This is a genomic window from Streptomyces sp. NPDC040589, assembly GCF_055594445.1.
Map to the genome: position 1 here is coordinate 588,543 of NZ_JBVIWP010000002.1, position 23,950 is coordinate 612,492.

24 protein-coding genes and 1 tRNA gene are annotated in these 23,950 nt (G+C 71.5%); 4 read left to right on the plus strand and 21 right to left on the minus strand.

Going from position 1 to position 23,950, the window contains the following annotated elements; all coding sequences use genetic code 11:
• The 3 genes from ACZ58V_RS09650 (at nucleotide 1) to ACZ58V_RS09660 (ending at nucleotide 2,786) form a co-directional block, all read left to right on the plus strand.
• The gene (locus ACZ58V_RS09650) at nucleotides 1–1,140 is read left to right on the plus strand and encodes an amidohydrolase family protein (protein ID WP_471289317.1); all 1,140 of its coding nucleotides are present in this window, start codon (nucleotides 1–3) and stop codon (nucleotides 1,138–1,140) included.
• Nucleotides 1,141–1,216: 76 nt separating this feature from the next.
• Complete coding sequence (locus ACZ58V_RS09655) at nucleotides 1,217–1,753, plus strand: NUDIX hydrolase family protein (protein WP_215117242.1); 537 nt, start codon at nucleotides 1,217–1,219, stop codon at nucleotides 1,751–1,753.
• Between the two features lie 31 nt (nucleotides 1,754–1,784).
• Nucleotides 1,785–2,786 carry a glycoside hydrolase family 43 protein gene (locus ACZ58V_RS09660; protein WP_471289319.1) on the plus strand — a complete coding sequence of 334 codons (1,002 nt, stop codon included), beginning with the start codon at nucleotides 1,785–1,787 and terminating at the stop codon, nucleotides 2,784–2,786.
• Between the two features lie 54 nt (nucleotides 2,787–2,840).
• On the opposite strand, the gene ACZ58V_RS09665 is transcribed toward ACZ58V_RS09660, so the two are convergent.
• The 18 genes from ACZ58V_RS09665 to ACZ58V_RS09750 form a co-directional block, all read right to left on the minus strand.
• Nucleotides 2,841–2,914: transfer RNA gene (locus ACZ58V_RS09665), tRNA-Pro, on the minus strand.
• A gap of 110 nt (nucleotides 2,915–3,024) precedes the next feature.
• On the minus strand, nucleotides 3,025–3,384 hold the full coding sequence (locus tag ACZ58V_RS09670) for an MmcQ/YjbR family DNA-binding protein (protein ID WP_471289321.1): 360 nt from the start codon (nucleotides 3,382–3,384) through the stop codon (nucleotides 3,025–3,027).
• Nucleotides 3,385–3,414: 30 nt separating this feature from the next.
• A complete protein-coding gene (locus ACZ58V_RS09675) occupies nucleotides 3,415–3,948 on the minus strand; it encodes a GNAT family N-acetyltransferase (RefSeq protein ID WP_471289324.1) in 534 nt (177 codons plus the stop codon).
• On the minus strand, nucleotides 3,945–4,523 hold the full coding sequence (locus ACZ58V_RS09680; RefSeq protein WP_471289326.1) for a helix-turn-helix domain-containing protein: 579 nt from the start codon (nucleotides 4,521–4,523) through the stop codon (nucleotides 3,945–3,947). The genes ACZ58V_RS09675 and ACZ58V_RS09680 overlap by 4 nt, the downstream gene beginning before the upstream one ends.
• A gap of 46 nt (nucleotides 4,524–4,569) precedes the next feature.
• Nucleotides 4,570–5,487: a LysR family transcriptional regulator gene (locus ACZ58V_RS09685; RefSeq protein WP_468184552.1), complete on the minus strand. Its 918-nt coding sequence runs from the start codon at nucleotides 5,485–5,487 to the stop codon at nucleotides 4,570–4,572.
• Between the two features lie 26 nt (nucleotides 5,488–5,513).
• Nucleotides 5,514–6,716: a glycine C-acetyltransferase gene (locus ACZ58V_RS09690; protein ID WP_468184550.1), complete on the minus strand. Its 1,203-nt coding sequence runs from the start codon at nucleotides 6,714–6,716 to the stop codon at nucleotides 5,514–5,516.
• A 50-nt stretch (nucleotides 6,717–6,766) separates the two neighbouring features.
• Nucleotides 6,767–7,795: an L-threonine 3-dehydrogenase gene (tdh, locus tag ACZ58V_RS09695; protein ID WP_471289328.1), complete on the minus strand. Its 1,029-nt coding sequence runs from the start codon at nucleotides 7,793–7,795 to the stop codon at nucleotides 6,767–6,769.
• Nucleotides 7,796–7,977: 182 nt separating this feature from the next.
• Nucleotides 7,978–8,550 (minus strand): GAF domain-containing protein, encoded by a 573-nt coding sequence (locus ACZ58V_RS09700; protein WP_471289329.1) that lies wholly within the window; start codon nucleotides 8,548–8,550, stop codon nucleotides 7,978–7,980.
• A gap of 61 nt (nucleotides 8,551–8,611) precedes the next feature.
• Nucleotides 8,612–9,241 carry a GTP-binding protein gene (locus ACZ58V_RS09705; protein ID WP_468184542.1) on the minus strand — a complete coding sequence of 210 codons (630 nt, stop codon included), beginning with the start codon at nucleotides 9,239–9,241 and terminating at the stop codon, nucleotides 8,612–8,614.
• Entirely contained in the window at nucleotides 9,219–9,590 is a 372-nt protein-coding gene (locus tag ACZ58V_RS09710; RefSeq protein ID WP_189726304.1) for a DUF742 domain-containing protein, read from the minus strand. The genes ACZ58V_RS09705 and ACZ58V_RS09710 overlap by 23 nt, the downstream gene beginning before the upstream one ends.
• Nucleotides 9,591–9,592: 2 nt before the next feature.
• On the minus strand, nucleotides 9,593–10,027 hold the full coding sequence (locus ACZ58V_RS09715) for a roadblock/LC7 domain-containing protein (protein WP_215117258.1): 435 nt from the start codon (nucleotides 10,025–10,027) through the stop codon (nucleotides 9,593–9,595).
• An 80-nt stretch (nucleotides 10,028–10,107) separates the two neighbouring features.
• Nucleotides 10,108–11,997: a sensor histidine kinase gene (locus ACZ58V_RS09720; RefSeq protein ID WP_471289330.1), complete on the minus strand. Its 1,890-nt coding sequence runs from the start codon at nucleotides 11,995–11,997 to the stop codon at nucleotides 10,108–10,110.
• Nucleotides 11,998–12,478: 481 nt separating this feature from the next.
• Nucleotides 12,479–14,581 (minus strand): FAD-dependent oxidoreductase, encoded by a 2,103-nt coding sequence (locus ACZ58V_RS09725; protein ID WP_471289332.1) that lies wholly within the window; start codon nucleotides 14,579–14,581, stop codon nucleotides 12,479–12,481.
• A gap of 6 nt (nucleotides 14,582–14,587) precedes the next feature.
• Nucleotides 14,588–16,183, minus strand: coding sequence for a class I tRNA ligase family protein (locus ACZ58V_RS09730; protein ID WP_471289333.1), 1,596 nt, complete (start codon nucleotides 16,181–16,183; stop codon nucleotides 14,588–14,590).
• Nucleotides 16,180–16,548, minus strand: coding sequence for a cupin domain-containing protein (locus ACZ58V_RS09735; RefSeq protein WP_471289335.1), 369 nt, complete (start codon nucleotides 16,546–16,548; stop codon nucleotides 16,180–16,182). Before ACZ58V_RS09735 ends, ACZ58V_RS09730 begins: the two co-directional genes overlap by 4 nt.
• A 58-nt stretch (nucleotides 16,549–16,606) precedes the next feature.
• Nucleotides 16,607–17,962, minus strand: coding sequence for a lysine N(6)-hydroxylase/L-ornithine N(5)-oxygenase family protein (locus tag ACZ58V_RS09740; protein WP_471289336.1), 1,356 nt, complete (start codon nucleotides 17,960–17,962; stop codon nucleotides 16,607–16,609).
• Nucleotides 17,963–17,973: 11 nt separating this feature from the next.
• Nucleotides 17,974–19,272 (minus strand): MFS transporter, encoded by a 1,299-nt coding sequence (locus tag ACZ58V_RS09745; protein ID WP_468186124.1) that lies wholly within the window; start codon nucleotides 19,270–19,272, stop codon nucleotides 17,974–17,976.
• Nucleotide 19,273: 1 nt separating this feature from the next.
• Nucleotides 19,274–20,062: a class I SAM-dependent methyltransferase gene (locus ACZ58V_RS09750; RefSeq protein WP_471289337.1), complete on the minus strand. Its 789-nt coding sequence runs from the start codon at nucleotides 20,060–20,062 to the stop codon at nucleotides 19,274–19,276.
• A 285-nt stretch (nucleotides 20,063–20,347) separates the two neighbouring features.
• On the opposite strand from ACZ58V_RS09750, the gene ddaH reads away from it, so the two are divergent.
• Nucleotides 20,348–21,208: a dimethylargininase gene (gene ddaH, locus ACZ58V_RS09755; RefSeq protein WP_471289340.1), complete on the plus strand. Its 861-nt coding sequence runs from the start codon at nucleotides 20,348–20,350 to the stop codon at nucleotides 21,206–21,208.
• Here ddaH and ACZ58V_RS09760 read toward each other — a convergent pair.
• The 3 genes from ACZ58V_RS09760 to ACZ58V_RS09770 are packed head-to-tail and all read right to left on the minus strand — an operon-like array spanning nucleotide 21,171 to nucleotide 23,942.
• Nucleotides 21,171–22,232: a LysR family transcriptional regulator gene (locus tag ACZ58V_RS09760; protein ID WP_471289341.1), complete on the minus strand. Its 1,062-nt coding sequence runs from the start codon at nucleotides 22,230–22,232 to the stop codon at nucleotides 21,171–21,173. The genes ddaH and ACZ58V_RS09760 overlap by 38 nt on opposite strands.
• Nucleotides 22,229–23,167, minus strand: a complete 939-nt coding sequence (locus tag ACZ58V_RS09765; RefSeq protein ID WP_468184521.1) for an ABC transporter permease — start codon at nucleotides 23,165–23,167, stop codon at nucleotides 22,229–22,231. The genes ACZ58V_RS09760 and ACZ58V_RS09765 overlap by 4 nt, the downstream gene beginning before the upstream one ends.
• Nucleotides 23,154–23,942 (minus strand): ABC transporter ATP-binding protein, encoded by a 789-nt coding sequence (locus ACZ58V_RS09770; protein ID WP_468186121.1) that lies wholly within the window; start codon nucleotides 23,940–23,942, stop codon nucleotides 23,154–23,156. The genes ACZ58V_RS09765 and ACZ58V_RS09770 overlap by 14 nt, the downstream gene beginning before the upstream one ends.
• Nucleotides 23,943–23,950: the final 8 nt, after the last annotated feature.

Consider the following 23,950-nt stretch of genomic DNA (forward strand, 5'->3'; position numbering starts at 1 on the left):
GTGAGCGCGGTCCGCGAGACGCTCGACGCCCTGGGCCTGGTCGACCACCACTGCCACGGCACCGTCACCGCCGACCTCGACCGCGCGGCCTTCGAGTCGCTCCTCACGGAGGGCGACACCTGGCCGGGCGTCTCGCCCTTCGACAGCCCCGTGGGCGTGGCCGTGCGCCGCCACTGCGCTCCCCTGCTGGACCTGCCCCGGCACGCCCCGGCCGAGGAGTACCTCGCCCGCCGCTCCGAGCTGGGATGGCACGAGGTGCGGCGGCGCTTCCTGCGCGCCTCGGGCACGGACGTCCTCTGCGTCGACACCGGCTTCGCCGCCGACCGGCTCACCACCCCGCCCGAACTCGCCGAGGCCGCGGGCGGGTCGGCGTACGAGGTCGTACGGCTGGAGGGGGTCGCCGAGTCGGTGCGGGCCGCCGGAGTGGAGCCGGACACGTACGCGGACGCTTTCCGCGCGGCCGCGCTCGACGCGGTGCGGCGGCCCGGCGTGGTGGCCGTGAAGTCGGTGGCGGCCTACCGCACCGGCTTCGATCTGGACCCGGCCCGCCCCTCGGACACGGAGGTCACCGAGGCCGCCCGGCTCTGGTCCGGGCGCGGGGGCCGGCTGGCCGACCCGGTCCTCGTGCGGCACCTGCTGTGGACCGCCGTCGACCTCGGCCTGCCGCTCCAGTTGCACACCGGGTTCGGCGACAACGACATCCGGCTGCACCGGGCCGACCCCGCCCGTCTCACGGATTGGCTGCACCTGACCGCCGGGACGATCCCCGTCCTGCTGCTGCACTGCTGGCCCTACCAGCGGCAGGCCGCCTACCTCGCGGCGGTCTTCGAGCAGGTGTACCTCGACGTCGGTCTCACCCTGCACTACGTCGGCCCCGCCCGGGCCGGTGCGGTCCTCGCCGAGGCATTGGAGATCACACCGTTCCGCAAGCTGCTGTACAGCTCCGACGCGTACGGTGTGGCCGAGTTCTTCCACCTCGGGGCGCTCGCCTTCCGGCACGGACTCGCGGGGCTGCTCCAGGAGCGGGTGGACGCCGACGAGCTGTCCCTGCCGGACGCGCTGCGCATCGCGCGGTGGGCCGGACGGGACAACGCCCTGCGGGTCTACCGGCTGCCGGACGACATGCCGGGAGAGGATTAAGACGGCGTGGGGCCGGTCACAGTTCCCCTGGAGCGGCTATCCAGGAAGTCCGAACGGCTGAAAGTATGATCAAGCAATGTCTGACATGACCGATACCACGCCCGGCTGGCTGTCCTCCGACGAACTGGAGATGACACGCGCCCGCATGCCGATCCTGTACGTCGAGGCCGTCCCGGTACGCGTCGACGACAGCGGCGAAGTCACCAGTGTCGGTGTGCTGCTGCGCATCGGGCCCGACGGAACGGTCAGCCGGACGCTGGTCTCCGGCCGGGTGCTGCACCACGAGCGCGTCCGCGACGCCCTCCTGCGCCATCTGGAGAAGGACCTCGGCCCGGTCGCGCTCCCCCGCGTCCCGGCGTCGCTCCAGCCCTTCACGGTCGCAGAGTACTTCCCGACGCAGGGCATCACGGCGTACCACGACCCCCGCCAGCACGCGGTGTCGCTGGCCTACATCGTGCCGGTGACGGGCGACTGCCGGCCCCGGCAGGACGCGCTCGACCTGGTGTGGTTCAGCCCGCAGGAGGCCGTCTCCGAGGCGGTGCAGAGCGAGATGCCGGGCGGACACGGAGTGCTGCTGAAGCAGGCGCTGGCCCATGCGGGCTGTGTGATCTGACGGGGGCGGGCCCTCACGAAGGGGTGAGCTGATGCGGCTTCCCGACATGCCGCTGCACGATCCGTTCGTCGTCGCCGACGAAGAGACCCGCACCTACCACCTCTACACGTCCAACGTCCCCTCCGTGTCGGGCGTGGACGGCACCGGCACGATGGTCTACCGCAGCCGCGACCTGCGCGACTGGACGTCCCCCGTCGTGGTGTTCCGGACCGCCGGGCAGGAGGGAATCTGGGCGACGGACGGCGCATGGGCGCCGGAGGTGCACGCGTGGGACGGCAGGTACTACCTGTTCACCACGCTGCACAACGAGGACAGACCCCTCCCGGTCCCACCGCCCAACCAGTGGGGCGTCCCGTTCCGGACCCCGACCCATATGCGCGGCACGATCACGGCGGTCTCCGACTCACTGCTCGGCCCGTTCACCGTGCTCGACCCCGCACGCCCCGTCCCGCCCGAGCACCTCATGACCCTCGACGGCACGCTGTACGTCGACCCGTCCGGGCAGCCCTGGATGGTGTACGTGCACGAGTGGCTCCAGACCGTCGACGGAACGATGGAGGCGGTCCGGCTGGCTCCGGACCTGTCCCGGACGACCGGCGACCCGGTCTATCTCTTCAAGGCCTCGGACGCGCCCTGGACCGCCGAGCAGATCCCCGCCGGCGTACCGCACCAGCTCCCGCCCTACATCACCGACGGCCCCCAGCTGTACCGCACGCCTGACGGGTCCCTGCTCATGCTGTGGTCGACCTACGAGAAGAACGCGGCCGGGCAGGACGGCACCATCAGCGGCGGCTACGTACAGACCTACGCCGTGTCGAGATCCGGTGACGTCCGAGGCCCGTGGGAGCAGCGCCGGCCACTGGTCCGCGACGACAGCGGCCACGGCATGCTCTTCCACACCTTCGACGGCCGGCTGATGATGATCCTCCACCGGCCCTTCGAGAACGCCCGCGGGAAGCTGTACGAGATGCGGCTGAGCGATCACGAGCTGGAGATCCTGCGCCGGCGCGACGACCTCGACGGTGGCGGCTGACGCCGTAAAACAATCAGCGGGCCTGCCTTCCGGCAGACCCGCTGGTCGATTCTGTCGGGACGACAGGATTTGAACCTGCGACCCCTTGACCCCCAGTCAAGTGCGCTACCAAGCTGCGCCACGTCCCGTTGCCCGTCTGACCTGGGGGTTCCCCCGGCCGAACGCGCAGGGAAACAATACCGCACTCGCGCCGGTGATCGCGCATCCGTTTCCGGGGGGCCGGCCCCCCGGCGGGACGTCATTCTTCCGTCGGGAGTCCCAGCATGGGGTGCGCCTCCAGGAGCCGGTTCGGGGCCGCCTGGCGCCAGGAGTCGGCGAGGACGACCCGCAGCTCACCCTCGTCCTCCAGTGCGTCGAGCCGGGCCCGCACCCAGGCGAAGGACGCCTCGTGGTCGGCGATCCAGAACTTCTTCGGCTCGGCGAGCACCAGTTCGTCCCGCTCCACCTTGGGGCAGCGCACGGCGACGGACGTCTCGTCCTCCGGCAGGGTCGCGAACATCTTTCCCGCGACCCGGAAGGTGGGCATGCTCCAGGCGATCTTCTCCGTCGTGTCAGGCAGGGAGAGGGCGATACGTCGTACGTCTTCGGCATCCGGCATGGCAGGCACGGTAGCCGCTCCCACTGACAGTCACCTGGTGAGAGCGGCTGCGGGTATGTGCTTGTAGTAGATCGTCGTCGGCCGGAGCACTCCGTCGGGGCGGGCCGCGTAGTCGGGGATCGCGCCGATCGCGGTCCAGCCGGCGGACCGGTACAGATGCTCGGCGGGGCTGCCGGTCTCGGTGTCCAGGTGCAGGAGGGTGACCCCGGCCGCGACGGCGGCGTCCTCCGCCGTCGCCAGCAGCTTGCGGCCGAGGCCGCGCCCGCGGGCGTCCGGGTCCACCATGAGCTTGACGAGTTCGGCGCGGTGACGGCTGTTGGCCTTGCCGGGGAAGGCGAGGCTCACGGTGCCCAGCACCCGGTCCCCGTCGTACGCCGCCCACACGACGAGCCGGCCCGCGGCCACGTCGGCGGCCCGCTCCTCCCACCAGGCGAGAGCCTCCGCGCGGTCGAGCGGGGCGAGGAAGCCGACCGAGGCACCGGCGTCGACGGTGGCGGCCAGGAGACCCGCCAACTCCCCGATCACCTGACGGAGTCGGGCTTCGTCGAGACGGTTGACGATCACGGCCGCACCACCGCCAGCAGATACCGCACACCCTCGGGAGCGGCGCACCGGAACCGGGTCGGCCCCCACACGCGCATGCGCAGGCAGTCGCCGGTGCCGAGGTGGTGTTCGGTGTCCTGCGCGGTCACGTCGAGGGCGCCTTCCAGGACCCAGATGTGCTGCTCCAGGCCGGAGACGGGCGGACGGTCGTAGGCGATGTCGGCGCCGGGCGAGAGGCGGGCCTCGACGAGTTCGCCGCGCAGGGCGGAGTGCGGCGGGGACACGGACCGCCGTACGAATCCGGAGGCCTGGTCCTGCCACAGGGGCTGGTCGGCCGCCCGCACCACGGGCGCCGGCTCGGCCTCGACCTCGCTGAGCAGCTGGGACATGGTCCGCCCGTAGACGGCGCACAGACGGTTCAGCAGAGAGGCCGTGGGGCTGATCTCCGCCCGCTCGGCCCGGGACAGGGTGGACCGGCTCACTCCGCTGCGCTCGGCCAACTCGCCCAGGGACCAGCCGTGTTCGGCCCGCAGCGCGGCCAGGCGGACACCCAGGCGGGTGTCGACGGGGTCCGCGCCATCGCCATCGGTTCTCACATCCGGGACACTATCCCGAATATGAGACACCCGGGTTTCGCAGTCCTCACACCGGCAGCGGCTGCGCCTGGCCCGCCGCCCCGAGCGCGTCCAGCACCGGGCGGATCAGGGGATGCTCCTCGGCTCCCCGGCGGACGGCGGCGAAGACGCGCCGGGTGGGGGCGGTGCCGTCGACGGGGCGGACGACCACGCCCGTGAGGTCCATGCCGCGCAGCGCCGAGCGGGGTACGAGGGCGACACCGGCGTCGGCGGAGGCGAGGGCGACGACCGCGCGGAAGTCGTCCGAGGAGTGCTCCATACGGGGCTGGAAGCCGGCGTTCTCGCAGGCCAGGACCACCACGTCATGGCAGGGGTTGCCGGGGTACGGGCCGATCCAGGGGTCCTTGGCCAGTTCGGCGAGCGGGACCTCCGGCGCACCGGACAGACGGTGGGTGACCGGCACGACCGCGTCGAAGGGCTCGGCGTACAGCGGGACGTGGGCGAGTCGCGGGTCGTCGGCGGGCGGGGCACCCCGGTACTCGACGGCGACGGCGACATCGACCTGCCGGTCCAGCACCATCGGCAGGCTGGCGTCGCCCTCGGCGTCCTGGACGCGGAGGCGGATCCCGGGCGCGGACTCGGCGAGCCTGGCCACCGCGGGCGCCACGACCAGGGCGATGCCGGTCGCGAAAGCGGCGACCGTGACGGTGCCCGCCGCTCCCGAGCTGTACGCGGCCAGCTCGGCCTCGGCCCGCTCCAGCTGGGCGAGGACCGCGTTGGTGTGGTTGAGCAGGATCTCGCCGGCGGGGGTGAGCCGTACGCCCTTGGCGCCGCGCTCGACGAGCCGGTGCCCGGTCTCCTGCTCCAGCGCGGCGAGCTGCTGGGAGACGGCCGACGGGGTGAGGTACAGCGCGGCGGCAGCCGCCGTCACCGTACGGTGGTCCGCCACCGCACGGAGGATGTGGAGCCGCCGCGCTTCGATCATGCGATCGATTGTCTCAAATGCGCCGCTCAGCCCTGCTCGGCGTCCAGCTGGGCCCGCGCCGCCACGAACGCGTCCACCGCCCGGTCGACGTCCTCCGTCGAGTGCGCGGCCGACAGCTGCACCCTGATCCGGGCCTGCCCCTGCGGCACGACCGGGTAGGAGAACCCGATCACGTACACGCCGCGCTCCAGCAGCAGCTCCGCCATACGGCCGGCGACCGCGGCGTCACCGATCATCACCGGTGCGATGGCGTGGTCGCCCGGGAGGACGTCGAAGCCCTCCTCGGTCATCCGGCCGCGGAAGAGGGCCGTGTTCTCGGCGAGGCGCACGCGCAGGTCGTCCGCGGACTCCAGCAGGTCGATGACCTTCAGGGAGGCCGCAGCGATCACCGGGGCGAGCGTGTTGGAGAAGAGGTACGGCCGGGAGCGCTGGCGCAGCAGGGCGACGATCTCGGCGCGGGCCGCCACATAGCCGCCGGAGGCGCCGCCGAGTGCCTTGCCGAGGGTGCCGGTGATGATGTCGACGCGGTCCATGACACCGTGCAGTTCGGGCGTGCCGCGCCCGCCGGGGCCGACGAAGCCCACGGCGTGCGAGTCGTCGACCATGACCATCGCGTCGTAGCGGTCGGCCAGGTCGCAGATCTCGCGCAGCGGCGCCACGTAGCCGTCCATGGAGAAGACGCCGTCGGTGACGATCAGCCGGCGGCGCGCGTCGGACGCCTCCTTCAGCCGGGCCTCCAGCTCGGCCAGATCACGGTTGGCGTAGCGCAGGCGGCGGGCCTTGGACAGGCGGATGCCGTCGATGATCGACGCGTGGTTGAGCGCGTCGGAGATGACCGCGTCCTGAGGGCCGAGCAGCGTCTCGAACACGCCGCCGTTGGCGTCGAAGCAGGAGGAGTACAGGATCGTGTCCTCCTGGCCGAGGAACGCCGACAGCCGCGCCTCGAGTTCCTTGTGCACCTCCTGCGTGCCGCAGATGAAGCGGACGGAGGCCATGCCGTAGCCCCAGCGGTCCAGGGCCTCGTGGGCGGCGGCGACGACCTCGGGGTGGTCGGCGAGGCCGAGGTAGTTGTTGGCGCAGAAGTTGAGGACCTCGCCGGGGCGGCCGCCCGCGGTGACGTTCACGGTGGCCGACTGCGGGGTGCCGATCACGCGCTCGGGCTTGTGCAGGCCGGCGGCGCGGATCTCGTCGAGGGTGGCGCGCAGGTCGTCGCGCACGGAGTCGAACATGAGGGGGCTCCTGACGTGGTCGCGGAGAAAAGTCTTGGGGAAAGGGGGAGTTACGCGGTCCAGTCGAGGATGACCTTGCCGCCGCGGCCGCTCGCCGCGTCGGCGAACGCCGACTCGAAGTCGCGGAAGCCGTACCGGCCGGTGATGACGGGCGCGAGGTCGAGGCCGCCTTCCAGCAGCACCGACATCGCGTACCAGGTCTCGAACATCTCGCGGCCGTAGATGCCCTTGACGGTGATCATCGACGTGACGATCCGGGCCCAGTCGACGGGAAACTCCTCGGCGGGCAGGCCGAGCATGGCGATCCGGCCGCCGTGCGTCATGTTGGCGATCATGTCGCGCAGGGCCTCGGGGCGGCCGGACATCTCCAGGCCGATGTCGAAGCCCTCGCGCAGACCGAGCGCGCGCTGCCCCTCGGCGATGCCGGCGCCGGAGACGTCGAGCGCGAGGCTCACCCCGACCTTGCGGGCCAGTTCCAGCCGCTCCGGGCTGACATCGGTGATCACGACGTTGCGGGCGCCGGCGTGCCGGGCCACGGCCGCGGCCATCAGACCGATGGGACCCGCGCCGGTGATCAGGACGTCCTCGCCGACGAGCGGGAACGACAGCGCGGTGTGCACGGCGTTGCCGAACGGGTCGAAGATCGCGGCCACGTCGAGGTCGACGGGCACCCGGTGCACCCAGACGTTGGCGGCGGGCAGCGCCACGTACTCCGCGAACGCCCCGTCCCGGCCCACACCCAGCCCCACGGTGGCCCGGCACAGATGACGGCGGCCCGCCAGGCAGTTGCGGCACTTGCCGCACACCAGATGGCCCTCGCCGCTCACCCGGTCGCCGATGCCGATGTCGGTGACGTCCCTCCCGGTCTCGACGACCTCGCCGACGAACTCGTGCCCGAGCACGAGCGGGGTGCCGATGGTCTGCCGCGCCCAGCCGTCCCAGGCTCTGATGTGCAGGTCGGTGCCGCAGATACCGGTGCGCAGCACCTTGATCAGTACGTCACCGGGCCCGACGGCGGGCTCCGGGACGTCCGTGAGCCACAGCCCGGGCTCCGCCTTCTCTTTGACCAGCGCCTTCACCGCTAGGGCTCCTGTGGGTGAGTCCCGGCTCCGGGCATGCCGAAGAAGCCCCTGGGCCGGGAGAGGAGTGGGATCGCACTGCAATCTGCCGTACGGCGGCCGCACCGGTCCATCGAGACTTTCTTAAGCGCCGCCTCAGCTTTCCTTCACACCCTCAGGGGAGGGCGCGCGCACCCGGGCGTTCAGTAGGGCAGCGAGCCGTCCAGGCCCTCCAGCCGCAGGACGAGCTGCGCGGCGTGTTCCTTGATGGCCGTCAGGCCCGGCTTTCCCCAGGGCCGCGGCTCGACGTCGGCGACACTGACCGTGCCCAGCACCAGCCCCGTGCCGTCGAGGAGCGGTGCCCCCAGATAGGAGCGGATGCCGAACTCGTCGACCACCGGATTGCCCGCGAACCGCGGATAGTCGCGGACGTCCTCCAGGACCAGGGCCTTGCGTCGTGCCACCACATGGGGGCAGAAGCCATGGTCGCGGGGCAGGGCACGGCCCACCTGAGGGCTGGTGCCGTCGCCGCGCACCACCGGCGCGACGGCCGGGACGTACAGGCCCGCGTAGAACTGCCGCTGCTCGTCGGGGAAGTTGACCATGGCGTACGGCGCCCCGGTGAGCTCGGCGAGGCGGTACGCGAAGGCGTCGAGTGCGGGTTCGGGGCGCTCTCCCAGGCCCAGCCTGCGCAGTCGGTGGGTACGGGCGGGGGCCTCCTTGTCCTCGGGGGTGAGCAGCAGACGACCGGCCGGGCGCGGCGGGTCGTAGCTCATGGGCGTACTCGCGAAGTGTGGGCATGCGTCATATAGGGGCTCCGTGGCAGGTGTTAGGGGGTCACATGTGGGCGCCGTACCCCGTCGTGGGGGCCGGGGTGTGGGCGATGAGGTGGCGCACGAGGGTCAGCAGGGTCCGGACCCCGGAGCTGGAGATCCGGGCGTCGCAGCACACGACGGGGACGTCCTCGGTCAGGTCGAGGGCCGCGCGCACCTCCTCGGGGTCGTAGCGGTGGGAACCGTCGAACTCGTTGACGGCGACGATGAAGCCGAGGCCGCGCTGTTCGAAGAAGTCGACCGCCGCGAAACATTCCTCCAGCCGGCGGGTGTCGGCGAGGATCACCGCCCCGAGAGCGCCTTCGCACAACTCGTCCCACATGAACCAGAATCGTTCCTGGCCGGGTGTGCCGAACAGGTACAGCACGTGTTCGGGGTCGAGGGTGATGCGGCCGAAGTCCATGGCCACGGTCGTCTCGACCTTGTTCTCGATGCCGTCGAGGTTGTCGGTCGCGGCACCGACGGTGGTGAGAAGCTCCTCCGTGCTGAGCGGCGCGATCTCGCTGACCGCGCCGACGAAGGTCGTCTTGCCCACGCCGAACCCGCCCGCGACCAGGATCTTGAGGGCGGTGGGGAACGGATCGGCGCTGCCGCGCGGTCCGTCGGCGTAGTCAGAGCTGTCGTCGTAGTCCATCGAGCACTGCCTCCAGAAGAGCCCGGTCCGTCGGGTTGTGGTAGAACGCGGGGGGCTTGGTGGTCAGCGCCCCGCAGTCCACGAGGTCCGCCAGCAGCACCTTGGTGACGGCCACCGGCAGTTTCAGATGGGCGGCGACCTCGGCGACCGCGACGGGCGCGCGGCACAGGTCGAGCGCCTGCGTGTGCTCGAGGCCGAGATAGCCGAGGGGGGTCGCCCCGGTGGCCATCAGCTGCGACATGAGGTCGAGCGCGACGGTGGGACGGGTGCGGCCGTTGCTGACGGTGAACGGGCGCACCAGCCGCCCGGCCGCGTCGTCGAGCCAGGGCCCGTCACCGGCCGCCGTCACGGTCAAGGCCTCATCGCCGGGGGTTCGACGGACTGCTGCCGGGGAGCGGTGACCAGGTAGGGGCGGACGCTCTTGACGAGCATCGCCATCTCGTAGCCGAGCACGGCCGCGTCGGCCTCGCGGCCGGCGAGCACGGCCAGGCAGGTGCCGGAGCCGGCGGTGGTGACGAACAGCAGGGTCGAGTCGAGTTCGACGACGACCTGCCGTACGTCACCGCCGTCGCCGAAGCGGACGCCGGCGCTACGGCCGAGGGAGTAGAGGCCGGAGGCCAGGGCGGCCATGTGGTCGGCGCTGTCCGGGTCGAGGCCGTGCACGGACTTCACGAGCCCGTCGCAGGACAGGAGCACCGCGGCGTTCGTGTGCGGTACCCGCTGCACGAGGCCGCTCATCAGCCAGTCGAGATCGGACACCTGTGCGGTCGGCGCATCACTCGCCATGGTGGATCGACTCCTTGGGGTACGAAGGTCTGCGGGAGCGCTGGGGGTGGGGGTGGAAACGAGGGTGGAAACGGGGGTGGTCATCCGGCGGGTGCGCTCCCGTCCTGCCGGGTGGTGGTGCTGTGGTCGGTGTGCACCGGCGCCATGTGCCCCGACTCCATGTGCTGTTGCGCCTCGGCGAGGCTGATGCCGCGCTGGAAGGCCGCCATCAGGCCGGGGTCGTGGCCGACGAGGTGCTCGGGGTCCTGGCGCGGCGTGGGACCGTCGCGCAGCTGGGGTGCGATGTGCTCCTGGGCGCGGCGGCGGGGCAGTTGGGGTTTGCCCATGGTGCCGCGCACGGCGCCGTTGCGGGGGGTGGGCGGCTCGGTCACGTTCCCGGCCAGGACGCGCCGGTCGTCCGGGCCGATCCCGGGACGTGCCTCGGCCGGGGTGGGCCGCTCCCGACGGGTCCCGCGCACGGGCAGGGGCGCGGGGTGGCCGTTCTTCGCGGTTCCGCCCGAGTCCGGTGCGGTTTCCCGCTGGTGCGCTCGGAACGCGATGGGTGCGGAGGGCGGGACCGACGGCCGTGGCTCGGACGCGGCACCCGGCACGGACGAGAATCCGTATGCCGTCGAGGCCCCTGACGCGGGCGCGGATCCGGAATCGGGCGGGCCGCCGGGGCCGACCCCGCCGGACACCGCCGCCTCGGCCGAGGACGACCTCCCGGACTCCGCTCCCGCCTCGGCCTCGGACTGCCCGCCCTCCGGCGCTCCCGCCTCCGCCCCCAGCAGCGCCTGCGGCACGACGAGCACCGCCTGCACTCCGCCGTAGATGTTGGTCTGGAGACGGACGTTGATGCCGTGCCGCCGGGCGAGCTGTGAGACCACGAACAGGCCGATACGGCCGTCCGCGAGGAGCCGGGCGACGTTCACCTGGTCCGGGTCGGCGAGCAGCGCGTTCATCCGCGACTGCTCCTCGACGGGCATGCCGAGTCCGCGGTCCTCGACCTCGACGGCGAGCCCGGAGGTGACGAGGTTGGCGCGCAGCAGCACCTGGGTCTGCGGGGCGGAGAACACCGTGGCGTTCTCGACGAGTTCGGCCAGCAGGTGGATGACGTCGGCGACGGCGTGGCCGCGCAGGGTCCCGTCGATCGGCGGCACGAGTTTGACCCGCGAGTACTGCTCGACCTCGGCGATGGCCGAGCGCAGCACCTCGGTCATGGAGACCGGGTTGCTCCACTGGCGGCGGGAGACCGCCCCGCCGAGCACGGCGAGGTTCTCGGCGTGCCGGCGGATGCGGGTGGCGAGGTGGTCGACGTGGAAGAGCCCCTTGAGCAGCTCGGGGTCCTCCATCTCGTTCTCCAGCTCGTCGAGGATGGAGATCTCGCGGTGCACCAGTGACTGCAGGCGCCGGGCGAGGTTGACGAACACCTCGAGCTTCTGTTCGCTGCCCGCCTGGCTGGAGAGCTGCGCGGCCTCGACGACGGCGGTGAGGGCGCCGTCGTGCGCACGGGTCAGGTCGGCGGCGAGGAGGTCGAAGTCGTCGGCGTCCTCGGCGGGACCGCCGCGCTGCTCGTCGGGAGCGTGCTGCGGGGCGCCGTCGCCGCGGCGCAGCGTCTCGACCAGGGCGCGCAGATCGGCCTCACGCCGCGCGGTGGCGCGGCGCAGGACTCCGATGCGGTCGTGCACGGACCGGGCGGCCCGGTTGGCGGCCACCGCGGCGACGACGATGCCGACGAGGGTCACCGAGACCGCCCCGGCGAGCACGGCCCACAGCGTGAGGCCCGGGCGCGCTCCGGTGGACCGGACGGTGAAGAGGACCGCGGCACAGCCGCTGAGGGCGACGGCGATGGGCGGCAGCACAGCGAGACGCAGCAGTTGGGGCCGTATGTGGGTCTCGGGCAGCGCGGGTGCGGTGCGGGCGGCAGGCCGCCCGTGCCGCCCGCCCTCACGGCGGTCTGCGCGTGGGGCCGGGGCGCGGAGGTGAGACATCGGTGTCCTCGTGCTGGTCCGTCGGTCCGGGGTGCCAGGGGGGCTCGCGGGCGTGCGATCGGGCTCGCGTGGCCGCTTCCGCGCCCTCCGGGCCGGCTCCCCGGAGGTCACGGCCGTAGCCGTACCGGCGTCGGTGGTGCGTGGGCGGCGGGGTTCCCCGTCGCGTCGACTCCCTCGTCCGCCTTGCGCCTGCACGTGCCGGTCCCCGCTCCCTGATCCGTCCTGTTTCCCGACGGCCACTGACAGTAGTCGCCAGCGCATCATGTGCGGTGGGCAGTTGACAAACTCATACGCTGAGCGTCCCGCCCTGGTATGAGGTCTCGCACGACAGACCGATAATCCCGTCACGCATCCCGCCACGAAAGGAAACAGTTCGATCCGACCTGGTCAGAAGCGGTCACACGGAAACGGCGAGGGCCGGGGAGCCTCTCGCCCCCCGGCCCTCGCCGACCGCCCGCCGAACGCCTGCCGTCCGCCCCCGTCAGCCCGCCGGGAGCGTTTCGGGGTCCTCGGTGCCCTTCGCCGACCCGCCCCGACCGTCACTCTCCGTATCGGTCTGGGCCATGGCTGCCGCGTCCGACCTGCCCCAGATCGTGGCGTCGGTCAAGACCCGCTCAGGAGGGCCGCCCGCAGGGCGAGCGCGGGCAGCCAGCTCGGCCGCCGCTTCCGCCGCCGCCGGAGCCGACTTGAAACCGGAGCCCGACCAGCCCGCGGCCACCACGGTCTGCGGAAGGCCGGGCACAGGCCCCAGCAGAGCTGTCGGACTGACGTACAGATCGCGGCCGCGCACGCTGGTGAGCGCCCTCGCCGCGGTCAGGAACGGCAGCCGCGGACGCACCCGTTCTCGAAGAAGGTCGATCTGAGCGGCCGTCAGGGCCGTGTCGGCGGCGGGCGGCACGTCCCACTCCTCGACCGGAAATCCGGCCAGCACCCCGTCCAGGCCGTCGGGCCGCGCCCACATCCCTGTGGTCAGGTCGACCAGCGCGGGGAACGGGGCGCCCCCCGTCCCGGCCGGCCGCTCGAAGATCGCGTACTGGATCCGTTTGGTACGGGCGGTGTACCCGGCAGGCCAGTGTTCACCGAGCAGTTCGGGCGTGCCGCAGCCCGCCGCCAGCACCGCCGCCGCCGCGTGCAGCCGACCGTCCACGACCACTCCGGAACCGGCGTCGTCGGCCAGCGTCCGCGCCGCCGGACCGTGCACGATGTGCGCCCCGGCGCGGCGGGCCCGGTCCGTCATCGCGGCCAGCGCCACGGTCGCCACCGCGTACCCGCCGCCCGGCTCCCACACCGCGCCCTCGAGACCTTTGCCCTCGATCAGGGGCCAGCGGCGGGTCACGTCGTCGATGTCCAGGACCTCGGCGGCAAGGCCCCCGGCGACCAGGTCGGCGACTCCATCGTCCGCGGCGGCCCTGCCCCCGGGCCCGAACAGGACCAGCGAGCCCGTCCTGCGGAACCCATGGGCGGCCGCCCGCTCTTCGCTGCCCCACAGAAGCTGGAAGGATCTGATGGCCCGGACCCGCTCGGCGGTGTCGGCCTCATAGGCTCGCACCAGTGCCCCGGACACCGTGCTGGCGGCGTCTCCCGTGCCGTCCAGCAGCGCCACCGACCGTCCCCGCTCCGCGACTTCGGCCGCCGTCGCCCTGCCGACCACGCCCGCGCCGACCACCGCCACGTCGAAGGAAGCCCGAGGCGTGGGAGGGACGGCGACGGGCAGCACCTCCCAGCCCGCGCCGGGCGAGCCGGCCACCGGCTCACCCCGCGCGTCCAGCGCACAGGCCAGTTCGCCCCGCACGGTCTCCACCAGCCGCTGACCACGGCGCTCCGGATGCTTGCCGAGAGCTCCCGCCAACGCCGCGCACGCCGCCACGACCCGTGCCGCGGGTCCTCCGGTCAGCCGCGCGACCCGTACGCCCTCGACGGCGGCCCCCGCGAGCTCGGCGAACTCGGGTATGTCGCAGTCGTCGGTCGCGACGATCCACTGTCCCGGATCCGGCGGCGTCCGGCTCCGCAGCAGTGCGGCCGCCTCGTGGTGGACACCGCACAGGGCGATCGCCGCCCCCGGGGTCGCGCGCCACTCGGAGTGGACACCCACCGACAGCTCCGGCTCGGCGGCCTCCCGAAGAAGTCCGGCGAGCCGCAGCCCGTAGCCGGTGCCGTCGTGCACCACGTCCAGGCACTCGTACCCCTGCCCGCGGCAGGCCGCAACCACGGCCGCGGCCTGCCCGGCGTCGTCGGAGCACAACCTCAGCGCGAGGCCGTCGGACCCGTCGAGCAGGCCGGGGGCCGTGGCGAGCGGCAGCAGCACCGGCAGCCGGTGCTCCCGGTAGACCGGCAGGGCGTCGCGGGCACCGAGGCTGTTGAAGTGGCCGATGACCGCGGCGAACCCGCCGTCGGAGACGACCTCGCACGCCCTGGCTCCGCCCTGCTCCGCGTCACCCCGGTCGTCGAAGAACTCCCACTCGACCGGGGCCCGGCGCACCGATTCGACCGCAGTGCTCAGGAGTTCGCCCCAGGCGGCGCGCGGCCCGCTGAAGGGCCCCACCACGGCCACCCGGGGGCGCCGGAGCACTTCCCGTGTTCGCATCGGCCGTCAGCTCCCGAAGACCGGGCCGTCCGGCAGCGTGAGCACCGTCCCCGGTGGGGGCGGGGCCAGTGCCGCCGCGTCCACGCGCCGCGCGGGGTCCCACCCAAGGGCCTCGCTCAGCCGGGCGGCGCCCATGGGGACGACCGGGGCCGCCCAGGCAGCCAGCGCCGATGCCACGGCGAGTTCACCGCTCAGGGCGGCCCGATACGCGTCGCGGCCCGCGGGGCGTTCCCGCTCGTGGCGGTGGACATGTCCGAAGTCCGCCCCGCAGCGTACGACTTCGTCGAGGAGATCGACCGCGCGGCGGGTGTCGAAACCCTCGACGGAGTAGGCCTCGCGCAGCTCGCCGCAGAGGCGGGTGAGGCGCGCTTCGAGCAACCCCCAGCCGTCGGCTCCGGCCGGCCGCTGGGCCGGGGCGACGCCGCCCGTCTCCGCGCGCAGGGCCTGGACCAGGCGGTTCAGCCAGTCGTTCCACACGGTGTCGAGGTGCTCGCGAGCCTGGACGAGGTCGCCGCGGCTGAAGTTGGTCTGGCGGCCGTTGGGCCGGTCACGCAGCACGTGGAAGCGCAGGGCGTCGGCGCCGCCCTCCTTCAGCGCCTCCAGCGCCCACACGGCGTGCCGGCGGCTCGTGGAGAACTTCTTCCCCTCCAGCCGGTAGAACTCGTTGACGACGAACGCCCTGGCCAGCGGCATCTCCGGGTCCCAGGCCATGAAGAGCGCCGGGAAGAGGACGGCGTGGAAGTAGCCGTTGTCGTAGCCGAAGAACTGGACCGGGCCGACGGAGGGCCGGGCGGAGTCGGGATCGCACTGCAGGAGGTACCCGGGCGCCATCTCGAACCACACGAAGGTCCGCTGGTCCTCGAAGCCGGGCACGGTCACCGGGACGCCCCAGTCGGAGGGGTGGCTGACCGCGATCTCCGGCATGCCGTCCCCGAGCATCCGCTCGCACAACGCGCGCAGGTGCGGCGGCATCGGCGTGTTCCGCCAGAAGCGGGCCAGGCGGTCGGCGAAGGGCGCCAGCGGCAGGTAGAGGCGGGTCTGCGGGCGCAGCTCGGCCGCCGCACCGCACACGACGCAGTGCGGATCGACGAGGTCACCGCAGTCGTTGGGCCGGCCGCACGGCTCGCAGGCGTTGCCGTTGGAGCCGCTGCCGCAGTGCGGACAGCCTCCGGAGACGTACGCCTCGTAGAGCCAGCGGTCGCAGGGCACGCAGTAGGGGAGCGGCCGGGTGCGGGGCACCAGGACCCCGTTGTCGTACAGCTTCTGGAAGAAGGCCTGGACGAACTCGGCGTATCCCGGGTCCCTGCGGGGCGCGACCAACCGGTCGAAGTCGGCTCCGACGAGTTCCCAACCGCGGGTGATGCGCTCGCCGTTGAGGTCCGCGACCTCCTCGCCGGTGTGCCCGTCGAGTTCCCCCCGCACGGCGACGTAGCTCTGGTGGTCGTCGAGGCCACTGGTCATCAGGACGCGTTCACGCTCGGCGAGAGTGAAGCGGCGCAGCACGTCGGCCGCGAGGTAGGGGCCCGCCATGTGGCCCACGTGCAGTTCGCCGTTGGGCGTCGGCGGGGTGGCGGTGATCCAGGTGAGGGTGGACGCGCTCATGTCTCGTCCCCGTTCTTCGGGTTCTCCGGCTCGTGCAGGGGCCAGTAGAAGGAGACCCAGCTGAGGCCGGTGTCACCGGAGTTGTGCACGACGTGGGCCTGGTTGCGGGGTATGACCAGCACCGTGCCGGCGTCGATGGCGGCGCTGTCGTCGCCGACGTCGACCGTGCCCCGGCCGCCTAAGGTGATCATCACCTCGTCCTGGTCGTGGCAGTCGGGCGCGGATCTCTCTCCTGCGGAAAGGAAGCAGGCCATGGCGCCGAAGGGCGGCTCCTCGCCCGGCCCGGGCCAGGGCACCAGACGCTGGCAGGCCATGCCGAACTCCGGTGCCGCGTTGTCTTCGTGGATACGGAACGTCGTGATCATGTGCCTCTCGTTCTCTCAGCACGCGCTTGTGGGGCGTCCATCGGTCCTGGCCCGGCTGTCAGTACGCCTTGACCGGGGCGGCGTCCTGCCGTACGACGTCCGGGTTCACCGCGCGTCCGGCGCGTTCCAGCACGGAGTCGAGGATCTCGCCGGCGCGTACGGCGGCGTTGGACAGCAGTGAGGAGGTGATGCCGTGGGAGTGCTCGGTGGCTCCGCAGAGGTACACGCCCGCGTCGGTCTCGGACGTGGTGGCGACCCGGTACTCGCGCTCGACGAGCAGCTTGCCCTCCGCGTCCCGGCGCAGCAGGTCTCCGGCGGGGCCGAGCAGGTCCAGCGGGTCGGCCGCCCGGTAGCCGGTGGCGCACACCAGCAGATCGGCCTCCAGATCGGTGGTGCGGCCGGTCGGCAGATGATGGATGGTCAGCTTCACGGATTCGTCGGACTCCTGGACGTCACGCATCACCGAGACGTTGTGCAGGCGCAGGCGCTCCACCCCGACGATCTTGTCCTGGTAGATCCGGCGGTACATCTCCTCGATGAGGTCGACGTCCACGACGGAGTAGTTGGTGTTGGCGTGGTAGCCGAAGAGCGAGCCCTTCACCTGCGGCGGCGCACCGTGGAAGTCGTCGACGGCCGAGGGATCGAAGATCCTGTTGGCGAAGGGGCTGTCGTCGGCCTGGCTGTAACCGAACCGGGAGAAGACCGCGTGCACTTCGGCGGCCGGGTAGGCGCGGTGCAGGTGGTCGGCGACCTCGGCGGCGCTCTGTCCCGCCCCCAGGACGACGAATCGGCGCGGGGGGCGCGTCGACGCGTCCAGGCGTGCGAGGTCGTGCAGCGTGGTCGAGCTGTGCCGCACGTGCGCGGAGACCTCGAGCCCGCTGGGCATACGAGGGACGAGGCCCGGGGCGAGCACCAGGTTGCGGGCCCTCCTGACGACCAGTTCGCCCGTGTTCTCGTCCCGGGCGATGACCTCGAAGTGGGTGACGACCCCGTCCTCGGCGACGGGCCGGGCGGAGACCATCTCGTGGCCGTAGCGCACCAGATGGTCCAGCTGGCCGGCGCACCACGAGAGGTAGTCGTGGAACTCCACCCGGGACGGATACAGGACCTTGTGGTTGATGAAGTCGACGAGCCGGTCCCGGGCGTGCAGATAGGGAACGAAGCCGAAGCGGCTGACCGGATTGCGCATCGTCGCCAGGTCCTTGAGGAAGGCCACCTGCATGGTGGCGCCCTCGATGAGCATGCCGCCGTGCCAGTCGAACGCCGGTTTGCGTTCGAGGAACTCGGCGGTGAGCGGGACTCCGCCGCCGGTCTCGTTGTGTTCGGTGACGGCGATCGCGAGTGCCAGGTTGGCCGGGCCGAACCCCACGCCCAGCACGTCGACGACAGGGCTGTCCGTCCGCGACGAATCCATGTGTTTCCCTTTCAGTCTTGTGCCGGCCCCACGAGTTCGGAGCCCTCCCCGTCGAGCACGGCCCGTTCCCGGGCGCGCGCGACCAGGACGGTGCGGTACTTGAGGAGGATCACGATTCCGAAGAGGCCGTAGAGCGCCGCGACACCCCAGCTCGAGACGACCGCTCCGAGGGTCATGCACAGGGAGGCGATGAGCAGGGCGAGGCGGACGTTGAGGTTGAAGACCGCCATGTACTTGGTGCGCGACTGCTCGGGGACCAGGTCGGCCAGCATGGTCTGCTGCACGGGCACGTTGAGCAACTCGCCGACGGTGAGGACCAGCATGGCCACGAGCAGTACCCAGCCGTTGCCCGACACGGCCATCACCATGTAGCCGGCGGTGAACAGGATCACGCCGGCGTACAGCCGCGGCGCGTCGCTCATCCGGCGCAGCACCCGGTGGACGACCAGGGCGAGCAGGACCACCAGGAGCGTGTTCTCGGCGCGCAGGATGCCGAGGATCTCCACTCCGTTGACCGTGGCGTCCCAGGAACCGAAGCTGAACAGCCGCTGTTCCTCGAAGGTCTCGCTGACCCGTACGTTGATGTAGTAGTTGATCTGTACTTCGATGGCCATCCGCAGGGTGGCCGCGATGAGGAGCGCCGAGAAGAGCCGGTCGGCGAGGACCGCGCGGTATCCGGAGGCGAAGCTGCGGACGTAGGCGCGCGCCGACTCGGCCTTCTCCGAGGCCGCACCGGCCGGGGCCGTCTCGCTGATCTTGAAGAACGTGATCAGGAGCACGGCGAGCGACCCGACGGCGACGGCCGTCAGCATCTGGGGGAAGTAGTCCGCGTACAGGAAGCCGCCGATGAGAACGCCGCAGGCGAGGGCCAGGTTGATGGACCAGTAGTTGATCGTGTAGACGAACTGCCGTGACTCGGGGGTGCTGACGTCGACGATCATCGCGTCGTTCGCCGGCACCGCGAGGTTGGAGGCGAGGCTCGCGGCGAGGAAGCCGGCGTAGATGACGCCGGCGTTCTCCCACCAGGGCATCGCGGCGGCTGCCATCGTCACGTACGCGACGACGACACCCGTCTCGCCCGCCAGCAGCAGCGGACGGCGGCCGTGGATGTCGGCCAGGTAGCCACCGATCAGCGATCCCGACACCTCGCACACCGCGATGACCAGGACCATCGCACCCGCCACCGCAACACCGAACCGCTGGGCCAGGAACACGGTCATCAGGGGCATGACCATGACGTGGAGGAAGCGCTGCACGGATCCCACGACGATGCGAATGCGGAGGTTGGGGTGCAGAGACCGGAATTTCATGTCAGGCACGCACTCCGGTGTAGATGTCGTAGTACTCGCCGGCGACGGGTGTCTTGTGCACGTCGGCGAGGCCGCAGCCCTTGAGGATCTCGACGAGCTGGTCGTGGCGCAGATAGCGGGACCGTCGCTGGAACTCGTGGCGGCTGCCGTTCACCGTCAGGGTGCTCGACCAGGTGCGGATACCCGTGGACCGGTCGATCGAGATGGTCTCGGCGATGTCGACGGTGTGCTGCCCGATGCGCAGGGTGGGGTGGACGACCGACTGATCCTCGCGCCGCTCCAGGTCAGCCGCACGCGTGATGTCGACGTAGAAGCGCCCGCCAGGACGCACGCAGGCCACCCACTGCCCGATGGCCTCGGCCATCTCGGCCTGGTCGGCCAGCCCTTCGTCGTCCCAGGCGCCGGCGTAGATGTAGTTGCCCCCACCGCGGTTCATCACCACGTCGAAGCCCTCGGCGTGCCGGCGCGGGAGGTCCTCCCACAGCACGAGTTCGGGCTGGGCGTCGAGGCCCTCGACGCGGGCGTTGCGCCGGAAGTGCGTCAGCATCAGTTCGCTGCCGTCGGTGCAGGTGACGTCATAGCCGCGGCGGATCAGTTCCAGGGCGGGAAATCCGCTTCCGCAGGCACAGTCGAGAATGCGGAGGCCCTCCGCATCACCCAGCCACTTGGCTATTCCGTCGGCGGTCTCCTCACGGTCGAACTCGAAGAGCATGCACAGTTCCCACAGCGTTCCGATATCCGGCTCCCCGGCATCCAGAGCCGCCTCGATGCGCGCATCGGAAACTGACACGACTTCACCGTTCGTCAGGGCTTGCGCTTTTCCCACACCCCATCCTTCCAATGCTATATGACCATTTCCTGTGACCTTCGCAGCGGGTCGAGCGCCCTGTCAAGCGGTTCCTGAAAACATCTCAGGCCGCCTGGTCGCGCTATAGAACCGCGTTATGAGCTGATTAGGAGAAGGGATTGGACAGGCCCTCGCCTTTCGTGTGCCAATGGTTGAGTGCGCTCCCGAATGCGAAGCGTGCACATCGCTCCGTACCGGAATTCCGAAAACTCGCCGGAGGCAGCCCTGATGCTCGATGAGCACTCGCGTGTGGTCCGCAGGCGGCGATACCTCATGTGTCCGCCGACCCATTTCGACGTCACCTACTCGATCAATCCGTGGATGGACCTGAGCAAACCGGTCGACCAACGGCTGGCCGTCACGCAGTGGGAGGAGCTGCGTGACCTGTACGTCGCGCTGGGACACACCGTCGAGTTGATCGATCCCCTGCCGGGCCTGCCGGACATGGTCTTCGCCGCGAACGGGGCCACCGTCGTGGACGGCCGGGTGCTGGGCGCCCGCTTCCGCAACTCGGAGCGCGCCGCCGAAGGGCCCGCCTACGCCGAGTGGTTCCGCACCCACGGCTTCCCCGAGGTGCGCGAGTCCGACCATGTGAACGAGGGCGAGGGCGACTACCTCGTCACCGGTCGCTGGCTGCTGGCCGGCTGCGGCTTCCGCTCCGACCCGGCGGGCCACCTCAAGGCGCAGGAGTTCTTCCAGCGCCCGGTGGTGAGCCTCACCCTGACCGATCCGCGCTACTACCACCTCGACACCGCTCTCGCCGTGCTCGACGACGACCAGATCATGTACAACCCCGCCGCGTTCTCCCCCGGCAGCCTCGCGGTGCTGCGCGACCTGTTCCCCGACGCGCTGATCGCCTCCGACGCCGATGCGGCGGTCTTCGGCCTCAACGCGGTCAGTGACGGATACAACGTGGTCCTGGCACAGGCCGCGACCGGGCTGATCGAGCAGTTGCGCGCGCACGGCTTCCACCCCATCGGCATGGACCTGTCCGAGCTGCTGAAGGCCGGCGGCGGCGTCAAGTGCTGCACGCAGGAGATCCGCACACCGCTCACCGCCCAGCACCGGACGGCCGCAGTTCCCGCGTAGCCAGGGTGCGCGGGATCCGGGAGGCCGCCGCACCGTCCGGCGGCCGTCCGCGTCGGGCCCGCCCGGGGGCGACGGCGTCCGGCGCGGACGAGGGTGGCACGGCCGGTTTGACGGCGCCGTTCACGAACGACACGAAGGTGTGCAGGGCGGCATTGGCATTGTCCTTCCGCCAGGCCAGCGCCATCGGCACCGCGACCGGCACGGTGAAGGGCTTGAACACCACGCCCGGAACGGCCAGCAGCGCCGCCGACGGCTCGGTGACCAGCGTGATGCCGGCGCCCTGTGCCACGGCCGCCAGCATGTGGGCCTCGTCGGGTTCCAGCCGGCTGATCTCCGGCGCGGCACCCTGTCCGTACACCGCGCCGAGGATGGACTCCCACAGACCGCTGCGCTCACGCGGGAAGAACACCAGCGGCTCGCCGGGGAGGTCCGCCGGCGAGACGCCCGGCCGGTCCGCGAGCGGGTGGCCGGTCGGGACGGCGACGACCACCCGGTCGTAGGCGATGACGGAGCACTGGAGGTCGTCGCCGTCGATCGGCGGCCGGATGAAGCCGGCGTCGAGCGTGCGCATCCGGATCCTCTCGACGTTCGAGTGCGTGTGGCCCGTCGCGGTCTCGACCGTCATGTGGGGATACTGCTCCCGGAATCGGCTGGTCAGTTCGGATGCCAGCCCGATGCCGCCCGAGCGGGAGTAGGAGAGTGTGAGCTTCCCGTTGTGACGGCCTGCCAGCACACTTGCGAAGCGGTCGAACTCCTCCGCGTGGGCCAGCAGTTGCCGGGCCTTCGGCTCCAGTACCCGGCCCGCGGCCGTCAGGGCGACGCCCTGCCGGTCGCGCTCGAACAGCGGCATGCCGAGCCGGCGCTCCAGCGCCTTGATGCCCTGGGAGAGTCCCGGCTGCGTCATGTGCAGTCGCACCGCTGCCCGGCCGAAGCTCAACTCGTCGGCGACGGCGAGGAAGTAGCGCAGGCCGCGCAGGTCTCCGGTGGTGATGCCCTCGCTATCGAAGGCGTTCTGACCGTTCACGTCGCACGCTCCAGCAGCCCACGGGTACGCAGCACGTACCGCTCCAATGGTGCGAAGAGAAGGAGTTCGACACAGATGCCGACGCACAGGATCAGCAGGATCGTCGCGAGGACCAGAGGCATGTCCTGCGCCACGCGCCCGTTCTCCAGCATCTGGCCCAGTCCGTACCCCATCTCCGGGGATCCCGCGATGAGTTCGGCGGCCATCAGGGACCGCCACGAGAACGCCCAGCCCTGTTTCAGCCCTGCGAGGTAGCCGGGCAGGGCGGCGGGCAGCAGGATGTGACGCACTCCTCGCAGGCCGCGTGCGCCCAGCGACCGCCCGGCGCGCACGAACAGCGGCGGCACCTGGTCCATGCCCGCCACCAGCCCGTTGGCGATGGACGGTACGGCGCCCAGCAGCACAACCGCGTAGATGGCCGTGTCCGTCAGGCCGAACCAGATGACCGCGGCCGGGACCCAGGCCACCGAGGGCAGGGACTGCAACCCGGTCAGGATCGGCCCGACCGCGGTCCTGACGGGGCGCACACGCCACACGAACAGCCCGAGCGGCGTGCCGATGGCGATCGCCGCCAGGAAGCCGAGGGCTCCACGCGAGACGCTCTGCCCGATCACGCCCAGCGTGGTGCCCAGGTACCACTGCTCCACCAGGGCGTCCCACACCGCACGCGGGCCGGGCAGGACGTAGTCCGGCTTGACCCCCGAAAGGTGGACCAGCTCCCAGACCGCCAGGAACAGGGCACAGGCCACCACGGGGGGCGCCACGCGCGCCAGCAGCACCCTGCCCAGTCTGGCGCCGCCCTTGTGCTGGGTGCTCTGCAGAGCGTCCAGCCCGGTGCTCAGCCCGTGCAGGTCGGTGCTGTCCCGCGGGGTGTCCGGCGGGACGGCTCGGGCTTCGGCCGCGTTCCGGGACCGTCTGGTGTCAGCTCCTGGCATGACGGCTTATTTCCTTGCGCAACTCTTCGGTGATTTCCTTCGACTTCTCCGCCACTGCCTCGTCCTCCAGACGCCTGGGGTACGTCAGGTCGATGCGCCACTCGCGGGCGATCCGGCCCGGCCGGGATGCCATCAGCACCACCCTGCCGCCGAGCCGCACCGCCTCCCGGACGTTGTGGGTCACGAAGAGCACGGACAGACTGCGGGTGTCGGCGGCGGGCTGGTTCCACTCCTGCCAGACCCTGATCAGTTCCTCGTGCAACAGGTCGCGGGTGATCGCGTCCAGCGCCGCGAACGGCTCGTCCATCAACAGGACTTGTGATGCCTGGGCCAGGGCGCGGGCCAGGGCGACGCGCTGGCGCATGCCGCCGGACAGCTCGTGCACCCGTTTGCCGTACGCGCCGCCCAGGCGGACGAGTCCCAGCAGACGTTCCGCCTCGGGGCGGCGCTCACGCCGGGGAACTCCCCTGAGCCTGAGCGCCAGTTCGACGTTCTTCCCGGCGGTCAGCCACGGAAACAGGGCATGCTCCTGGAACATCAGCGCCGGGCGCGGGCCCACCGCCGAGACCTCCCCCGCGCTGGGCTCGTCGATCCCCGCCGCCAGGGCGAGCAGGGTGGACTTGCCGCAGCCGGAGGCACCCAGGAGACACACGAACTCGCCGGGAGCGACGGCCAGACCGATGTCGTCGAGCACGAGCTGATCGCGGCCGGGGCGGCCGAAGAACTTGGTCACCCCCCGAAGTTCCAGCGCGGGCGGGACGGCGACGGCACGCACCGGGGCCG

Coding starts and splice junctions, on each gene's coding strand:
- ACZ58V_RS09690 (WP_468184550.1), bottom strand. CDS start 6,716: ATGTTCGACTCCGTGCGCGACGACCTGCGCGCCACCCTCGACGAGATC.
- ACZ58V_RS09700 (WP_471289329.1), bottom strand. CDS start 8,550: ATGAGCTACGACCCGCCGCGCCCGGCCGGTCGTCTGCTGCTCACCCCC.
- ACZ58V_RS09685 (WP_468184552.1), bottom strand. CDS start 5,487: ATGATCGAAGCGCGGCGGCTCCACATCCTCCGTGCGGTGGCGGACCAC.
- ddaH (WP_471289340.1), top strand. CDS start 20,348: ATGCTCGATGAGCACTCGCGTGTGGTCCGCAGGCGGCGATACCTCATG.
- ACZ58V_RS09745 (WP_468186124.1), bottom strand. CDS start 19,272: ATGAAATTCCGGTCTCTGCACCCCAACCTCCGCATTCGCATCGTCGTG.
- ACZ58V_RS09735 (WP_471289335.1), bottom strand. CDS start 16,548: ATGATCACGACGTTCCGTATCCACGAAGACAACGCGGCACCGGAGTTC.
- ACZ58V_RS09740 (WP_471289336.1), bottom strand. CDS start 17,962: ATGGATTCGTCGCGGACGGACAGCCCTGTCGTCGACGTGCTGGGCGTG.
- ACZ58V_RS09720 (WP_471289330.1), bottom strand. CDS start 11,997: ATGTCTCACCTCCGCGCCCCGGCCCCACGCGCAGACCGCCGTGAGGGC.
- ACZ58V_RS09730 (WP_471289333.1), bottom strand. CDS start 16,183: ATGAGCGCGTCCACCCTCACCTGGATCACCGCCACCCCGCCGACGCCC.
- ACZ58V_RS09655 (WP_215117242.1), top strand. CDS start 1,217: ATGTCTGACATGACCGATACCACGCCCGGCTGGCTGTCCTCCGACGAA.
- ACZ58V_RS09705 (WP_468184542.1), bottom strand. CDS start 9,241: ATGGACTACGACGACAGCTCTGACTACGCCGACGGACCGCGCGGCAGC.
- ACZ58V_RS09765 (WP_468184521.1), bottom strand. CDS start 23,167: ATGCCAGGAGCTGACACCAGACGGTCCCGGAACGCGGCCGAAGCCCGA.
- ACZ58V_RS09715 (WP_215117258.1), bottom strand. CDS start 10,027: ATGGCGAGTGATGCGCCGACCGCACAGGTGTCCGATCTCGACTGGCTG.
- ACZ58V_RS09670 (WP_471289321.1), bottom strand. CDS start 3,384: ATGCCGGATGCCGAAGACGTACGACGTATCGCCCTCTCCCTGCCTGAC.
- ACZ58V_RS09725 (WP_471289332.1), bottom strand. CDS start 14,581: ATGCGAACACGGGAAGTGCTCCGGCGCCCCCGGGTGGCCGTGGTGGGG.
- ACZ58V_RS09660 (WP_471289319.1), top strand. CDS start 1,785: ATGCGGCTTCCCGACATGCCGCTGCACGATCCGTTCGTCGTCGCCGAC.